The 14,362-nt window shown below is 73.9% G+C and carries 18 protein-coding genes and 1 pseudogene; 11 read left to right on the top strand and 8 right to left on the bottom strand.

The window, feature by feature from the left end; genetic code table 11:
- Position 1: 1 nt before the first annotated feature.
- Together ASG41_RS06845 and ASG41_RS06840 are read right to left on the bottom strand one after the other, a co-directional pair.
- Entirely contained in the window at positions 2-637 is a 636-nt protein-coding gene (locus ASG41_RS06845) for a maleylpyruvate isomerase family mycothiol-dependent enzyme (RefSeq protein ID WP_235564587.1), read from the bottom strand.
- An 8-nt stretch (positions 638-645) separates the two neighbouring features.
- A complete protein-coding gene (locus ASG41_RS06840) occupies positions 646-1,293 on the bottom strand; it encodes a dihydrofolate reductase family protein (protein ID WP_056291665.1) in 648 nt (215 codons plus the stop codon).
- 95 nt (positions 1,294-1,388) lie between these two features.
- Between ASG41_RS06840 and ASG41_RS06835 the strand changes: the two genes are divergently transcribed.
- Positions 1,389-1,586, top strand: a complete 198-nt coding sequence (locus ASG41_RS06835; RefSeq protein WP_056291663.1) for a hypothetical protein — start codon at positions 1,389-1,391, stop codon at positions 1,584-1,586.
- 1 nt (position 1,587) lies between these two features.
- Here the strand turns inward: ASG41_RS06835 and ASG41_RS06830 are convergent, their stop codons facing one another.
- On the bottom strand, positions 1,588-2,814 hold the full coding sequence (locus ASG41_RS06830) for an MFS transporter (protein ID WP_235564584.1): 1,227 nt from the start codon (positions 2,812-2,814) through the stop codon (positions 1,588-1,590).
- An 80-nt stretch (positions 2,815-2,894) separates the two neighbouring features.
- On the opposite strand from ASG41_RS06830, the gene ASG41_RS06825 reads away from it, so the two are divergent.
- Together ASG41_RS06825 and ASG41_RS06820 are read left to right on the top strand one after the other, a co-directional pair.
- On the top strand, positions 2,895-3,845 hold the full coding sequence (locus tag ASG41_RS06825) for a WcbI family polysaccharide biosynthesis putative acetyltransferase (RefSeq protein WP_056291660.1): 951 nt from the start codon (positions 2,895-2,897) through the stop codon (positions 3,843-3,845).
- On the top strand, positions 3,842-4,267 hold the full coding sequence (locus ASG41_RS06820; RefSeq protein ID WP_056291657.1) for a hypothetical protein: 426 nt from the start codon (positions 3,842-3,844) through the stop codon (positions 4,265-4,267). The genes ASG41_RS06825 and ASG41_RS06820 overlap by 4 nt, the downstream gene beginning before the upstream one ends.
- Before the next feature lie 22 nt (positions 4,268-4,289).
- On the opposite strand, the gene ASG41_RS06815 is transcribed toward ASG41_RS06820, so the two are convergent.
- Genes ASG41_RS06815 through fabG form a run of 3 tightly spaced genes read right to left on the bottom strand, consistent with a single transcriptional unit; the run spans position 4,290 to position 6,947 of the window.
- Positions 4,290-5,420: a ferrochelatase gene (locus ASG41_RS06815; RefSeq protein ID WP_082556664.1), complete on the bottom strand. Its 1,131-nt coding sequence runs from the start codon at positions 5,418-5,420 to the stop codon at positions 4,290-4,292.
- 31 nt (positions 5,421-5,451) lie between these two features.
- Positions 5,452-6,237 (bottom strand): enoyl-ACP reductase FabI, encoded by a 786-nt coding sequence (gene fabI / locus ASG41_RS06810; RefSeq protein ID WP_056291831.1) that lies wholly within the window; start codon positions 6,235-6,237, stop codon positions 5,452-5,454.
- 5 nt (positions 6,238-6,242) lie between these two features.
- On the bottom strand, positions 6,243-6,947 hold the full coding sequence (gene fabG / locus ASG41_RS06805; RefSeq protein WP_056291654.1) for a 3-oxoacyl-ACP reductase FabG: 705 nt from the start codon (positions 6,945-6,947) through the stop codon (positions 6,243-6,245).
- A gap of 74 nt (positions 6,948-7,021) precedes the next feature.
- On the opposite strand from fabG, the gene ASG41_RS06800 reads away from it, so the two are divergent.
- The 6 genes and pseudogenes from ASG41_RS06800 (at position 7,022) to ASG41_RS06775 (ending at position 11,833) form a co-directional block, all read left to right on the top strand.
- Positions 7,022-7,306 (top strand): hypothetical protein, encoded by a 285-nt coding sequence (locus ASG41_RS06800; protein ID WP_056291650.1) that lies wholly within the window; start codon positions 7,022-7,024, stop codon positions 7,304-7,306.
- A 208-nt stretch (positions 7,307-7,514) separates the two neighbouring features.
- The gene (locus ASG41_RS06795) at positions 7,515-8,663 is read left to right on the top strand and encodes a zinc-dependent alcohol dehydrogenase (RefSeq protein ID WP_056291647.1); all 1,149 of its coding nucleotides are present in this window, start codon (positions 7,515-7,517) and stop codon (positions 8,661-8,663) included.
- Positions 8,664-8,673: 10 nt separating this feature from the next.
- A complete protein-coding gene (locus tag ASG41_RS06790; RefSeq protein ID WP_082556663.1) occupies positions 8,674-9,267 on the top strand; it encodes a hypothetical protein in 594 nt (197 codons plus the stop codon).
- Between the two features lie 2 nt (positions 9,268-9,269).
- Entirely contained in the window at positions 9,270-9,560 is a 291-nt protein-coding gene (locus tag ASG41_RS06785) for a hypothetical protein (RefSeq protein WP_235564582.1), read from the top strand.
- A 141-nt stretch (positions 9,561-9,701) separates the two neighbouring features.
- Positions 9,702-11,468 (top strand): annotated as a pseudogene (gene ctaD / locus ASG41_RS06780) (cytochrome c oxidase subunit I).
- Positions 11,469-11,482: 14 nt separating this feature from the next.
- On the top strand, positions 11,483-11,833 hold the full coding sequence (locus ASG41_RS06775) for an STAS domain-containing protein (protein WP_056291641.1): 351 nt from the start codon (positions 11,483-11,485) through the stop codon (positions 11,831-11,833).
- 309 nt (positions 11,834-12,142) lie between these two features.
- Here the strand turns inward: ASG41_RS06775 and ASG41_RS23470 are convergent, their stop codons facing one another.
- A complete protein-coding gene (locus tag ASG41_RS23470) occupies positions 12,143-12,301 on the bottom strand; it encodes a hypothetical protein (RefSeq protein ID WP_157519121.1) in 159 nt (52 codons plus the stop codon).
- A gap of 2 nt (positions 12,302-12,303) precedes the next feature.
- On the opposite strand from ASG41_RS23470, the gene ASG41_RS23465 reads away from it, so the two are divergent.
- Positions 12,304-12,456, top strand: coding sequence for an ANTAR domain-containing protein (locus tag ASG41_RS23465; protein WP_157519119.1), 153 nt, complete (start codon positions 12,304-12,306; stop codon positions 12,454-12,456).
- Positions 12,457-12,474: 18 nt separating this feature from the next.
- Here the strand turns inward: ASG41_RS23465 and ASG41_RS06770 are convergent, their stop codons facing one another.
- Positions 12,475-13,611: a hypothetical protein gene (locus tag ASG41_RS06770; protein WP_056291638.1), complete on the bottom strand. Its 1,137-nt coding sequence runs from the start codon at positions 13,609-13,611 to the stop codon at positions 12,475-12,477.
- Between the two features lie 58 nt (positions 13,612-13,669).
- Between ASG41_RS06770 and ASG41_RS06765 the strand changes: the two genes are divergently transcribed.
- Positions 13,670-14,146, top strand: a complete 477-nt coding sequence (locus ASG41_RS06765) for a heme-degrading domain-containing protein (RefSeq protein WP_056291634.1) — start codon at positions 13,670-13,672, stop codon at positions 14,144-14,146.
- Positions 14,147-14,362 lie beyond the last annotated feature (216 nt).

Below are 14,362 nucleotides of genomic sequence, written 5' to 3'. Positions count from 1 at the left end.
GTCAGGTCTCCAGGCGTCCCCGGAGGACCGCGACCCCCGGCCCGCGCAGGTCCACGAGGTGGGCCGCCCGGCCGGCGACCGCCATGAGCAGCGACAGCGTCGGACCGGTGACCTCCGGGCCCTCCCCGGTGGTGGACGGCCCGTCGTCGGCCCGCAGGGCGAGCCCGGCCGACGTCGTGCGGCCGGCCACCGTGAAGTCCCGACCCACCGCGAAGCCGAAGACCGCGGCCAGCGCAGCCGGGTCCGGGTCGTGGGTCAGCCCGAGGGGGCGGCGGACGTCCTCCGCGTGCACGAGCACCTCGCCCACGTAGGCCGGGGTGTGCCCCGACGGTGCCGTCGTGCTGTCCACGACCGCCCGGAAGCGCTCCAGCGTCTCCGCCGGCGTCGCCCCACGGTGCCGCGCCACCTGCCGCCGGTTGTGCTCGGCGGACCGGAACCGGGCCCGCGCCATGCTGCGCACCCAGGCCGCCGGGCCCAGGCTGGCCGCCGCGGTCAGGTGCGCCACGACCTCCTCGACGTCCCACCCCCGGCAGAGGCTGGGCTGCCGCCACTGCTCGGGGGTCAGCGTCGCGAGGTCGTCGGCGAGCGCCGCCCGCTCCCGCGCCGCTGCGCGCCACAGCTCGGCGTCGGTGGGCACGGGGCCGGTCACCATCGCCAGAGCAGGTGGTGCACGACGCCGCTGGTCGGGCTGGGCACCGCCTCGTGGTGGAAGCGGTCGTCCAGTTCCGCCGGGGAGGCCCACAGCCGGCTGCCGCCGCCCAGTTCCAGGGGCACGACGGCGACGTGCAGCTGGTCGACCAGGTCGGCGTCCAGGAACGCACGGATGGTCTGCGCCCCACCGCCGAGCCGGACGTCGCCCCCGCCGGCTGCGGCCAGCGCCTGCTCCAACACCTGCGCGGGCTCACCGGACACGAAGTGGAACGTGGTGTCCGACAGCGTGAAGGAGGGCCGCTCGTGGTGGGTCATGACGAACACCGGGGTGTGGAACGGCGGGTCCTCCCCCCACCAGCCCTGCCACTCCAGGTCGGTCCACGGGCCGCGGTGCGGGGAGAACTTGTTGCGCCCCATCACCTCCGCGCCGATGCCGTTGCCGAAGTCGCGGACCAGCCGGTCCTCCAGGCCGCGGCTGCCGTCGGGCCGGGACATGCCGGGCATGCTCGCCGTCCCCAGCGCCCAGGCCATCAGCTCACCGGGGTCCGCGTGCCCGAAGGGGCGTTCCGGGCTCTGGCCCTCCCCCGCGCCGTAGCCGTCCGTGGAGACGGTGAAGTTCTGCACCCGCACCTGCTGCGCCATGGGTCCTCCGGTCAGGGGTCGTCGCGGGACAGACTGCCTCCCGCTCCCGGACTCATCGGTGTGTGCACCCCGCGGCACCGGGAAGGGCCTCCCGCATGAGCGCACCCGACACCCCGTCCCTGGACGACGTGATGACCCCGACCGAGAACGCACCGAAGGACCGCCAGGAGCACGCCAAGGCCCCGCACCTGACCGACGAGGTGCTGGAGCACCGCACCGAGCAGGAGCGCCAGGCCGTCGGCTCCGACGACGCCGCGCCCGGTGGCGCCGACGAGCACGACGCGACCGCGTGACCTAACGCAGCTGCGGGTGCAGCGACCTGGTGCGGACCAGCGCCAGCGCGAGCAGCAGCGTGGCCAGGGTGAGCCCGCCCGCCAGCAGGGCGACGGCGGGCCACCCGGACCCCTGCCAGGCGCGCCCGGCCAGCGTGCCGCCGACCGAGGAACCGACGTAGTACCAGAACGAGTACAGCGAGGCGGCCTGCCCGACCGGCCGGCCACCGAGCGAGGCCCGGGCCGCGACCCACCCGCTGCCGACCGCGTGCGCGGAGAAGAAGCCGACCGTCAGCACGCACAGCCCCAGCACGAAGCACCACAGCGGCGCCAGCAGGGTCAGCGCGACCCCACCGCCCATCACCACGATGGAGACCGGGACGACGAGGCGGCGGCTGAGCCGGTCGGCCAGCCAGCCCGCCGTCGGTGAGCTGGCCGAGCCCAGCAGGTAGGCCAGGAACACCAGCGAGGCGATCGACGGCGAGAGCAGGTACGGCTCGGACTCCAGCCGGAACGTGCCCGCGTTGTAGACCGCGACGAACGCGGCCATCAGGCACGCCGCCATCCCGTAGAGCATGAGCAGCGCCGGGTCGGTGAACGCACTGCCCAGCGAGCGCAGCAGCGAGCCCTGCCGGTCCACCGGTACGAAGCGGCGGGGTGCCGGCAGCAGGACCCGGACGGCGACCGCGCAGGCCACCCCGAGTGCGGCGACCCCGCCCAGGGCCAACCGCCAGCCGCCCAGGTCGGTGAGGAAGCCGCCGAGCAGTCGGCCGGTGAGGCCGCCGATCGCGTTGCCGGCGATGAAGAGCCCGATCGCCCGGGAGCTCACCGAGCCGTGCAGCTCCTCGCGCAGGTAGGCCACGCCCACCGCGGACAGCCCGGCGAGCGCGAAGCCCTGCACGCCGCGCAGCACCAGCAGCAGCTCCCAGCTGGGCGACAGCGCGATCGCCACCGCCAGCACCGCCGCCGAGGCCAGGCTGACCTGCAGGATCGTCGTGCGGCCGCGGCGGTCGGACAGCGGACCGAGCACCAGCAGCCCGATCGCCAGGGCGACCGTGGCCACCGAGATCGACAGCGTCGACCCGGCCGGGGTGACGTCGAAGGCCCGGGCCAGCTCGGGCAGCAGCGCCTGCGGCTCGTAGAGCATCGCGAACGTGGCGACGCCGGCCAGGAAGACCGCCAGCGAGGCACGGTGCAGCCCGCGCTCCCCCGCCCGGTGTCCCTCGGGCAGCTCCACCGTCACCGACACGTGGCCCACCCTGCGTCAGCGACGGCCCCCGGGGCCAGCCGGGGTCGCCGATGTCACGTCCGGGCCCCCAGGATGGACCGGTGACCACCCACGAGGTCGAGGCGCCGAGCGTCCCCGAGCACCTGCGCCGCTGGAGCGAGCTCTCCCCGGACACCGTCGAGGCGGGCACCGTCGGCTTCGTCTGGGGCAACTGCCAGGCCGAGTCGATCCGCCGCATGGTCGCCCCAACCGGCGCCGGCCACGGCGTCGAGTTCGTCCGGCTGCCCCCGGTGTTCGAGATGGACGAGGCCGAGGTCGCCCGGCTGCACGCCCTGCTGCCGCTGGCCGGGGTGCTGGTGACCCAGCCGGTACGCGACGAGTACCGGGTGCCCGGCTGCGGCAGCGAGCAGCTCGTCGCCCTGCTGGGCAGCGGGTCCCGCGTCGTCCGGGTGCCCACCACCTACTACGAGGGCCTGTTCCCCTGGCAGGTGCACGCCCACGACGAGGCCGGCGCCCGGGTCGACGCCCCCGTCACCGACTACCACGACCTGCGCCTGCTGGACGCCGCCGTGCGCGGGCTGGACGTCGACGCGGCCCTCGAGCACCTGGAGGACGCCACCCCCGACCCCGGTGCCGTCCGGGACCTGGCCGCCGCCTCCCAGGCCGAGCTGCGCCGCCGGAACGCCGCGCTGGACGTGGACACCACCGACGCCGTCGTGGCCGGGGGTGCCGCCGCGATGTGGACGGTGAACCACCCGGCCAACGCCACCCTGCACGCCGTCGGCGCCGGGGTGCTGTCCACCCTGGGCTGGTCCGGGGAGCCCGCGGTGCCCGACCACCAGATGCTCGGCGGCAGCCTGGCCCCGCTGCACCCCGGCGTGCTGGACGCGCTGGGGCTGGACGGCACGCCCCGGCCGGGCTGGACGATCGGTGGCCGGGACGTGCCGTGGCCCGAGATCGCGCGGGCCCAGCTGGAGCTCTACGCCCGACAGCCGGGGATCGCCGTCCGGGCCGTGGAGAAGCACCGCAGCCGGCTGGACGCGCTGGGGTGACGGCGCGGCTGACCCGCGCGGACATCGGCGCCTGGCTGCTGAAGTCCGCCCGGGCCCTGGACGCCGGCTGGGCGTCGGACACCGAGGTCGACCTGGCACGGTGCGTGCGCCCGTCCTACCGGCTGGACCTGGTGACGGCGGGCCAGCCGTGCGTGCTGTGGGTCAGCGGCCGGGCCGACCCGGGCGTGCACGCGGTCGGCGTCGTGACCGGGCCGGTGGAACCCGGCGAGGACGGGCCGGTGCTCCCGGCGCGCTGGCGGCGGTTGCCCGAGCCGGTGCCCCGGGAGGCGCTGCTCGCCGACCCGGTGGCGCGCAGCGCCGAGGTCCTGCGGATGCCGGCGGGCAGCAACCCGTCGTGGCTCAGCCCGGCCCAGTGGTCGGTCGTCCAGGCCATGACGGCCGGGTGGACCGGCGGCAGGTGACCGGGTCACCTGCCGCCGGGGTTCAGCTCGGGCGGCGGGCCGGCCGGGCGACGTAGCAGCACGCCGCCGGGCAGTTCGTGCCCAGCCGCGGCTCGCTGCCGCCGCGGCGCTCGAGCACCAGCTCGCGCACCATCGACACGTAGCCGGGGTGGGTGCCGGCGGTGCTGGCCCGGGCGAAGCCCAGGTCCAGCCGCTCGGCGGTCTCCTTGGCCTCGTTGTCCAGGTCCCAGATGACCTCGATGTGGTCGGACACGAAGCCCACCGGGAAGAGCACGACCGCCCGCGTCCCGTCGGCGGCCAGCGCCTCCAGGTGGTCGTTGACGTCGGGCTCCAGCCACGGCACCGACGGCGGTCCGCTGCGGGACTGCCAGACCAGGTCGAAGTCACGGCCGGGCACGACCTCGTCCACGACGAGGCGGGCCGAGGCCAGCAGCTCGCGCTGGTACTGCCCGCCCTCGGGTCCGGCGACCGCGGCCATCACGTCGGGGATGGAGTGCGCGGTGGCCACCAGCCGTGCGGTGTCCCGCACGTCGGCCGGCAGCGACTCCAGCGCCGTGCGCAGCGCGTCGGCGTTGGCCCGCACGAAGCCCGGGTGGTCGCCGTAGTGCGGCATCTTCTCCGCCGTCGGCGCCTCGTTGCGGTGCACGGCACGGGCCCGGGCGACGTCCTCGTGGTACTGCCGGCAGCCCGAGGCCGAGGCGAACGCCGACGTCGGGAAGACGTAGACGTGCTCGATGCCGTCGGCGGCCATCTGCGCCCAGGCGTCCTCGACGTAGGGCGCCCAGTTGCGGTTGCCCCAGTAGACCGGCAGGTCCAGGTCGTTGGCCGCGAAGTCCGCCTCGATGGCGGCGATCAGCTCCCGGTTCTGCTCGTTGATCGGGCTGACGCCGCCGAAGTGCAGGTAGTGCTCCTGCACGTCGAGCAGCCGCTCCCGCGGGATGCCGCGGCCGCGGGTGACGTTCTCCAGGAACGGCATGACGTCCTCGGGGCCCTCGGGACCACCGAAGGACAGCAACAGCACCGCCTCCCTGCGGCCCGCGGGCGCCGGGGCCGACGAGGGGTCGACGCCCCCGTTGTTCCGGACGGCGAGCGAGGGGTCCTCGTCCGGGGCCTGCCCGGCAGGGGTGATCGCGACGTCGAGTGCCTGCGGCATCAGATGAGTCCCCGACCGCGTGACTGTGACATCACACGCCTACGGCGTGGAAGCCACCGTCGACGTGCACGATCTCCCCCGTCGTCGCCGGGAACCAGTCCGACAGCAGCGCCACCACGGACTTGCCGGCGGGCTCGGTGTCGGTGACCGACCAGCCCAGCGGCGCCCGGCCCTCCCAGGCCTCCTCGAACTGCTTGCTGCCTGGGATGGACTTCATGGCCATCGTGCGCAGCGGGCCGGCGGCGACCAGGTTGACCCGGACGCCCTCGGGGCCCAGCTCGCGGGCCAGGTAGCGGGAGGTGGACTCCAGCGCGGCCTTGGCCGCGCCCATCCAGCCGTAGACCGGCCAGGCGACCGTGGCGTCGAAGGTCAGCCCGACCACCGAGGCGGTGTCGCCGAACAGCGGCCGGCAGGCCTGGGTGAGCGAGGCCAGCGACCAGGACGAGACCTGGAAGGCGGTGGCGGCGTGCTCCCACGCGACCTCGGTGAACCCGTCGCCCATGGCCTCCTGCGGCGCGAAGCCGATGGAGTGCACGACGCCGTCGAGCTGCGCGCCCTCGGGCAGCACCGCCTTCAGGCGCTCGGCCAGGGTGGCCAGGTGCTCGGTGTCGGTGACGTCGAGCTCGACGACGGCGGCCTCCTGCGGCAGCCGCTTGGCGATCCGCTGGCACAGGCTCAGCGCCCGCCCGAAGTTCGACAGGACGACGGTGGCGCCCTGCTCCTGCGCGATCCGCGCGACCGAGAAGGCGATCGACGCCTCGGTCAGCACACCCGCCACGAGGATCGTCTTGCCCGCCAGGATCCCTGACTCCGCCATGCCCATCAGTGCCCCATCCCCAGTCCTCCGTCCACCGGGACGACCGCCCCGGTGATGTACCCCGCGTGCTCGCTGGCCAGGAACCGCACGACGCCGGCGATCTCGTCGGCCTCGGCGTACCGGCCCAGCGGGACCTGCCCCAGGATCTCCTGCTGCCGCTTCTCGGGCAGCTCCGCGGTCATGTCGGTGCGCACGAAGCCCGGCGCCACGACGTTCGCGGTGATGTTGCGGCCGCCCAGCTCGCGGCTGATCGAGCGTGCGAGCCCGACCAGGCCGGACTTGCTGGCGGCGTAGTTGACCTGGCCGGCCGAACCGGTGAGCCCGACGACGGAGGACACGAAGACCATCCGCCCGGTGCGGGCGCGCACCATCTTGGCCGCGGCCCGCTTGGCCACCCGGTAGGCGGCGGTGAGGTTGGCGTCGACGACGTCGGTGAAGGCGTCCTCGCTCATCCGCATCAGGAGCCCGTCACGGGTGATGCCGGCGTTGGACACCAGCACCTCGACCGGGCCCTGGTGCTCCTCGACCGCGGTGAAGGCGGCGTCCACGTCCGCGCTGGACGTGACGTCGCACTGCACCCCGAACAGGCCCTCGGGGGCCCCGCTGCCCCGGTGCGTGACCGCCACCGCGTCGCCCTGCTCGGCGAACGAGCGGGCGATCGCCAGCCCGATCCCCCGGTTGCCACCGGTCACCAGCACCGACCTGCCCACGCCACCACTCCCTGCTGCACGCCCGTGTCCGTCACGGTGAACCTAGTCGGGCTGCGGGCGGCCACACTGGGCGGATGGACCTGCGTGGGGCACCGGGGCTGGTGCGACTGCTCAACACCTCCGAGGGCGGCGTGCTGTGCCTGGCCGGTGCGGTCACCGCCGAGGTGGTCGCGGACTTCCACGCCCGGCACGGCCGCGAGCCGGTCCCGGTCGCCGCGATCGACGCCGGGTCGGTCACCGCGATGTCCCCCGCCGGGCTGGACCTGGTGCTGGACCACCTGGACGCCGCCGCACTGCGCGGACGCGAGATCCGGGTGCGCCGCTCCCCCGCCGTCGAGGCCCTGCTCGCCAGACCCTGACGCCACCGGGATGCCGGGGACGACCCTGCAGGACGGACACGTCGCCACGCCGTCCCCCGGCGCGTCGCCGTCGCCGTCGCCGTCCTGCAGTCTCGCGTCGGGACGGGGACGGGTCGGTGCGGGCTCGGGTGGCCCGTCGGGGCGTCCGGGGGCAGGCTCGGGGGGCCGGTGAGACCCGTCCGGCCCGCGCCGACGCCGAGAGGCCCCCATGCGCGCGATGGTCTACCGCGGCCCGTACTCCGTCCGGGTCGAGGACAAGCCGATCCCCGCGATCGAGCACCCGAACGACGCGATCGTCCGGGTCACCCTGGCCGCCATCTGCGGCTCTGACCTGCACCTCTACCACGGCCTGCTGCCCGACACCCGGGTCGGTCACACGTTCGGCCACGAGTTCGTCGGCGTCGTCGAGGCGGTCGGGCCGTCGGTCGAGCGGCTGTCGGTCGGCGACCGGGTGATGGTGCCGTTCAACATCTCCTGCGGCAGCTGCTGGTTCTGCGCCCGCGGGCTGCTGTCCAACTGCCACAACGTGAACCCCAACGCCACCGCGGTCGGCGGGATCTACGGCTACTCGCACACCACCGGCGGCTACGACGGCGGCCAGGCCGAGTACGTCCGGGTGCCCTTCGCCGACGTCGGCCCGGTGCCGATCCCGGACTGGATGCACGACGAGGACGCCGTCCTGCTCACCGACGCCGCGGCCACCGGCTACTTCGGCGCGCAGCTCGGGGAGATCGCCGAGGGCGACACGGTGGTCGTGCTGGGCGCCGGTCCCGTCGGGCTGATCGCCGCGCAGTCGTCGTGGCTGATGGGGGCGGGCCGGGTGCTGGTGGTCGACCACATCGCCGAGCGGTTGGCGAAGGCCGCCACCATGGCCCACGCCGAGACCCTGGACCACGACACCGTCGACGACGTCGTGCTGGAGCTGAAGAGGCAGACGGACTTCCTCGGTGCCGACGTCGTCATCGACGCGGTGGGTGCCGAGGCCGACGGGAACCTGACCCAGCAGCTGGCCGGCGCGAAGCTGAAGCTGCAGGGCGGGTCGGCGACGGCGTTGAACTGGGCGATCGACGGCGTCCGCAAGGGCGGCACGGTGTCGGTGGTGGGCGCCTACGGGCCGATCCCGAACGCGGTGAAGTTCGGCGACGCGCTGAACAAGGGGCTCACGCTGCGGATGAACCAGACCCCGGTCAAGCGCCAGTGGCCGCGGATGTTCGAGCACGTACGCAACGGCCACCTGACCCCGCGGGCGATGGTCACCCACCGCTTCCCGCTGGAGGAGATCCCCGAGGCCTACCACGTGTTCTCCGCCAAGCTCGACGGCTGCATCAAGCCGCTCGTCGTGCCCGGACCGGCCTGAGGAGGGCCCCGTGACAGACGACCAGATCCCCAGCGCCTACGTGCGCGACAAGCGGACCCCGGCCCCGAGCCGGGAGGAGCTGCGCGCCCGCATCCCCGGCTGGGGCGTGGACCTGGACCCGGCCGACCGGCCGTCCTCGCCCAAGCTGCAGTACGCCCCGGACTCCACCGGCGCGCACTGGGACTTCCCGGAACGGCAGCCGGGGTGGGAGGGCCGCGAGCGATCGGTGGAGCACGCGTTCGTCACCCCGGTCTTCGGCACCGCCCAGCCGTTGCACGGGGTCTCCGGGGCGATCCGGGGCTACGCCTACCGGCGCTTCAGCGAGGCCCGCCTGGCGCACTGGCTGCTGCTGGTCGTCGGGGACCGGGTCGACGCCGGCGGGGCGCACCTGCGCTCACTGGTCTCCCGGCGTCCCGACGTCCCGGCGACCGGGCTGCGCAGCGAGGTCACCGCCGGTGGGCTGTCCTCCCGGTCCGGGCGCAGCGACCGTCGGCACCACGTGGTCGACCCGCTCGTCGCCGCCGGCCCCTGGGCCGCGGTGGCCGGCGCCGTCACGCTGGGCGGCCGCGTGCTCTGGCGGGAGCTGTCCCGGCGCCACCGGTGAGGGTGTCGGGCACCACGGTCGCGGCCACCGGCCAGTGGCGCGACCCCGACGACGGCGTCCGGTACCCGGCCGGTGAGGTGCACGCCTGGGAGCGCGGCCGCAACGAGACGCGCTGCGGGCTGTCGCTGAGCCGCTCCCGGTTGACCCGGTTCCCGCACGTGAGCTGGAGCGACGTGCAGCCGTCCTCGGGCCGGCACGCCGAGGAGGTGCAGCTGGTCTGCCGACGCTGCCAGGCCGCCCAGGGCAGCCGCCGGGACGACCGCGGCTGGGTGCGCACCGACCCGCGACCCTGACGCCGGCACCGCTGTTGCGCAGCGGCTGCGGAACTGTTTGGTCTGCGATCGGTCTCTGAGCCACCGGAGCGCCTCGCACCTGCGCCCGGTGGACCGCGGCGCAGGTCTCCCTGGGAGCCGCCCCGTGCCCCTGGTCCCCCGATGACCGCCCTCGTCCCGCAGCCGGTCGTCAGCCGGCCGCCCGAGCAGCCGCCGGCCGCGCGAGGCTCACGCTTCCTGGCCCTGATCCGGTCGACCGACCACAAGACGATCGGCCTGATGTACCTGGCCACCACGTTCGCGTACTTCCTCATCGGCGGGTTCATGGCCCTGCTGATCCGGGGCGAGCTGGCGCGGCCAGGACTGCAGTTCCTGTCCAACGAGCAGTACAACCAGCTGTTCACCATGCACGGCACGATCATGTTGCTGCTGTTCGCGACGCCGCTGGTGTTCGGGTTCGCCAACCTGGTCCTGCCGCTGCAGATCGGTGCGCCCGACGTCGCCTTCCCGCGGCTGAACGCGTTCTCCTACTGGCTGTACCTCTTCGGCGCCTTCATCGTGATGGCCGGGATCATCACCCCGGGCGGGGCACCGGACTTCGGCTGGTACGCCTACGCCCCGCTCAACGACGTCGCCCACACCCCCGGTGCCGGCGCGAACCTGTGGATCGCCGGGCTCGCCGTCTCCGGCCTGGGCACGATCCTGGGCGGGGTCAACATGATCGCCACCGTGGTCTGCCTGCGGTCCCCGGGCATGACGATGTTCCGGATGCCGATCTTCACCTGGAACATCCTGGTGACCAGCATCCTGATCATCGTCGCGTTCCCGATCCTCACCGCGGCGCTCATGGCGTTGCTGGCCGACCGGCACCTGGGGGCACAGGTGTACAGCCCGGCCAACGGCGGCCCGATGCTGTGGCAGCACCTGTTCTGGTTCTTCGGCCACCCCGAGGTCTACATCGTGGCGCTGCCGTTCTTCGGCATCGTCACCGAGGTCATCCCGGTCTTCAGCCGCAAGCCGCTCTTCGGCTACAAGGGGATGATCGCGGCCACCATCGCGATCGGGTTCCTGTCCTTCACCGTCTGGGCGCACCACATGTACGCCACCGGCCAGGTGCTGCTGCCGTTCTTCGCTTTCCTGACCTACCTGATCGCCGTCCCCACCGGGATCAAGTTCTTCAACTGGATCGGCACCATGTGGCGCGGCCAGCTGACCTTCGAGACGCCGATGCTGTTCTCCATCGGCTTCCTGGTCACCTTCCTGCTGGGCGGGTTGACCGGGGTGCTGCTGGCCTCGCCGCCGCTGGACTGACACCTCAACGACAGCTACTTCGTCGTCGCCCACTTCCACTACGTGCTCTTCGGGACGATCGTCTTCGCGGCCTTCGCCGGCGTTTACTTCTGGTTCCCCAAGATGTGCGGCCGGATGATGGACGAGCGACTGGGCAAGGTCCACTTCTGGCTGACCTTCATCGGCTTCCACACCACCTTCCTGGTGCAGCACTGGCTGGGCGCCGAGGGCATGCCGCGCCGGTACGCCGACTACCTGGGCACCGACCAGTTCACCGTGCTGCACACGATCTCCACGGTGGGCTCGTTCGTCCTCGGGGCCTCCGTGCTCCCCTTCGCCTACAACCTGCGGAAGTCCTGGCTGCACGGGCAGCTCGCCATGCGCGACGACCCGTGGGGGGCCGGCAACTCCCTGGAGTGGGCGACGTCGTCCCCGCCGCCGCGGCACAACTTCACCCAGATCCCACGGATCCGCTCGGAGCGCCCGGCGTTCGAGCTGCACCACCCGGAGATGCAGCAGCGACTGCACGACGAGGCCTACGCCGGCCACCACAAGGGCCGTGAGCCCTACGCCGGGGTCGACGGCGTGGTCTCCGAGACCGGCCCCCGGCACGGGCCCAACGACCCGGACCCGACATGACGAGGACCCGGCAGGTGCGCCCACGGCGTGCCGGCCGGACCGACACCGGACCGACCGAGGTCACCACCCCCGACTGCCACGTGGTCGTCGAGCGCACCCCTGACCTCGTCGTGCGTGCGGCCGGCCAGCTCGACCACCTCAGTGGCCCCCTGCTGCTGGCCTGCGCCGCCTGCCGGGTGTCGCAGCGCCCGGTGCTGGACCTGACCGGGGTCGAGTTCCTGGACGCCGGCGGGCTGGCCGCGCTGGCCCACCTGGCCAGGGAGTCCCCGGCCGGGAGCCGGCTGCGGCTGCGCTGCGGCACCCGGCGGGCCGTCCTGCACCCGCTGCGGATCACCGGCCTGATCGACCAGTTCGACCTCGTCTGACCCACCTCGGTGGCACGCGAGCACGCCCTCGTCGCACCGCTGAGAAGGAGCCCCCGTGCCCACTCCCCTGTCGTACCCGGCAACCGGGTCCCACCGTCGGCGCGGCCGACCCCGGTCGAGGGCTGACCTCGTGACCCGATCCGACGACGAGGTCGCCGACGCCCGGCACCTGGCCGCGCTGTACGCCGAGATCGGCAGCCGGCTGCGCCGGTTCGGCGACCGGATGGACGCCGCGAGCTCGGTCACCCGCACCGCGCTGGACCGGGGCGGGCAGGACGACGTCATCGGGGGGCTCGACCTCTACGCCGGTCAGCGGGACGCCTTCGCCGACCCCGAGGTGGCGGCGACCCTGGCGACCCTGGCGACGTACGCCGCGCTGGCGGTGTGGGGCGGCGGGCTCACCGAGGAGGTGGAGTCGCTGAAGAGCGCGCTGGCCGGCAGCCGCGAGATCGGGATGGCCCAGGGCATCGGTGCTCGAGCGGTTCCGGGTCACCCCGGACGAGGTCTTCGGGCTGCTGGCGATCGCCAGCCAGAACAGCAACCGCACGCTGCGCGACACCGCCGCGGAGCTGGTGCGGACCGGGGAGGTGCCGTTGCCGCCGTCCCGGACCGGGCGCGGCTGAGCACCGGCCCGGCGGCCCTCAGCGGTCGTCGGGCCGGTGGTCCGCACCGTCCGGGGTCTCCCCCAGCGCCTCCCGGCGGAAGCGCCACACCAGGCCCAGGGCCGCGAGCTCCAGGACGGCGGCGCCGGAGGCGACCCACTGCTGGGTGTAGAAGAGCAGCACGTTGACCACGGTCAGGGCCAGCAGCAGGCCGGCCTGGCCGATCTCGATGCCACGCCGGTCCCTCCCGCGGAGCAGTGCGACGGCGGCGGTCAGCAGGAGCACGCCGACCACGAGGTCCAGGGCGACCCGGGACAGCAGCAGCGTCGTCCCCAGCGCGTCCTGGATGCCGACGGCGGCGTAGTCGTTGGCGGCGTCGGCGAGGTCGCTGGTGGTGCCGTCGAGCAGGTCGACGCCGATGAAGCCCACGACGGCCAGGTCGCTGACGGCCACGACGCCCAGCACCGCCAGCGCCCCGGTGGTCATCCGGCGCAGCCGGGTCGCGTGCAGGTGCCGGTCCAGCCACCCGTCGGCCCGGTCCAGCAGCCGGCGCAGCCGACCCGGCTCGGCGACCGCGTCGTCCAGGGCGCCGCTGCGGGTCAGCTCCAGCAGGTCCCCGGCCAGCCGGGCGTGCCGCTCGACGCCGGAGCTGCAGGCGGACTCCAGCCGGCGCTCCAGCTCCCGGCGGTCGCCGCGGGACAGGTCGCCGTCCACCACGTCGCCCAGCAGTTCCAGGGCGGCGTGCAGCTGCGAGCGCGGGCTGTCGTCGCGCTGGCCGCGGACCCGGAAGTACAGCCACATCGCCAGCACGAAGACCGCGTAGGCCACCGGGGCCGCGGCGGCGAAGAAGTAGTCGTTGTCGGTGGTGATGAACTTGCCGATCTCGTCCACGAACAGGCCGGCGCCGATGCCGGTGAGCAGCCCGGCCCACGGCATCGCCGAGCGGTTGGCCAGCACCAGTGGCAGCAGGCCGCCCACGAAGAGCAGCAGCCCGCCCCAGACGGCGTGCGCGATGTGCAGGGTGTCCCCGCCGACCGTCGGGTAGTCGGTGGCCTCCAGGTACAGCCGGGTGACCACGATCGACCCGCCGAACCCGAGCAGCAGCAGCTGCAGGTACCGGTCGGCATCCAGCCGCCGGACGAGGTGGGACAGGCGGCGGCGGACGGCGGTGGGCACGACTGCACCTGCCCAGCTCGGCCCCGGGAGAACCGGGGACGTCGGCCACACTGGGCGCGTGGACACCGACCGCCCGTCCTTGGACGAGCTGCACGCCCAGGAGGACCGGCTGGTCTTCGACGCCTTCGACGAGGCCACCGCGTGGCAGGTGGGCAGCGCCCTGCGCGACGCCGCACTGGCCGAGGGGCTGCCGGTGGCCGTGTCGGTGCGCCGCAACGGCCAGCGGCTGTTCCACTGCGCGCTGCCCGGCGCCTCGGCCGACAACGACGGCTGGCTGGACCGCAAGTGCGCCGTCGTCGACCGGTACGGGCACTCCTCGTTGCTGGTCGGCGAGCGGTTCCGCGCCGAGGGCAGCAGCTTCGAGGACTCGGCCCGGCTGGACCCGCGCGTGTACGCCGCGCACGGGGGCGCGTTCCCGGTGCTGGTCCGCGGCACCGGGTGCGTCGGCACGGTGGCGGTGTCCGGGCTGCCGCAGCTGGCCGACCACGCACTCGTGGTCCGGGTGCTGGGTGAGGTGCTCGGGCTGCCGGGCTGAGTCGTTCCCAGGAGTCGTTCCCGGGAGTCGGTCCCCAGAGATGCTCCTATGCCTCGTCAAGTGGTCAGGACGTGGTGGATCTCGCGGGCGATGTAGCGCTTGAGGCAGCGGATGATCTCGAGGTTGCTGAGGCCTTGGGCTCGTCGTCGTTCGGCGTAGTCGCGGGTGGGTTGGTGGGCGGAGAGCCTGACCAGGGCGATGACGTGCAGCGCGTAG

The sequence above is a fragment of the Modestobacter sp. Leaf380 genome (assembly GCF_001424485.1).
In the GTDB taxonomy this organism is placed as follows: domain Bacteria; phylum Actinomycetota; class Actinomycetes; order Mycobacteriales; family Geodermatophilaceae; genus Klenkia.
This window is presented reverse-complemented; position numbering and strand designations above follow the sequence as displayed.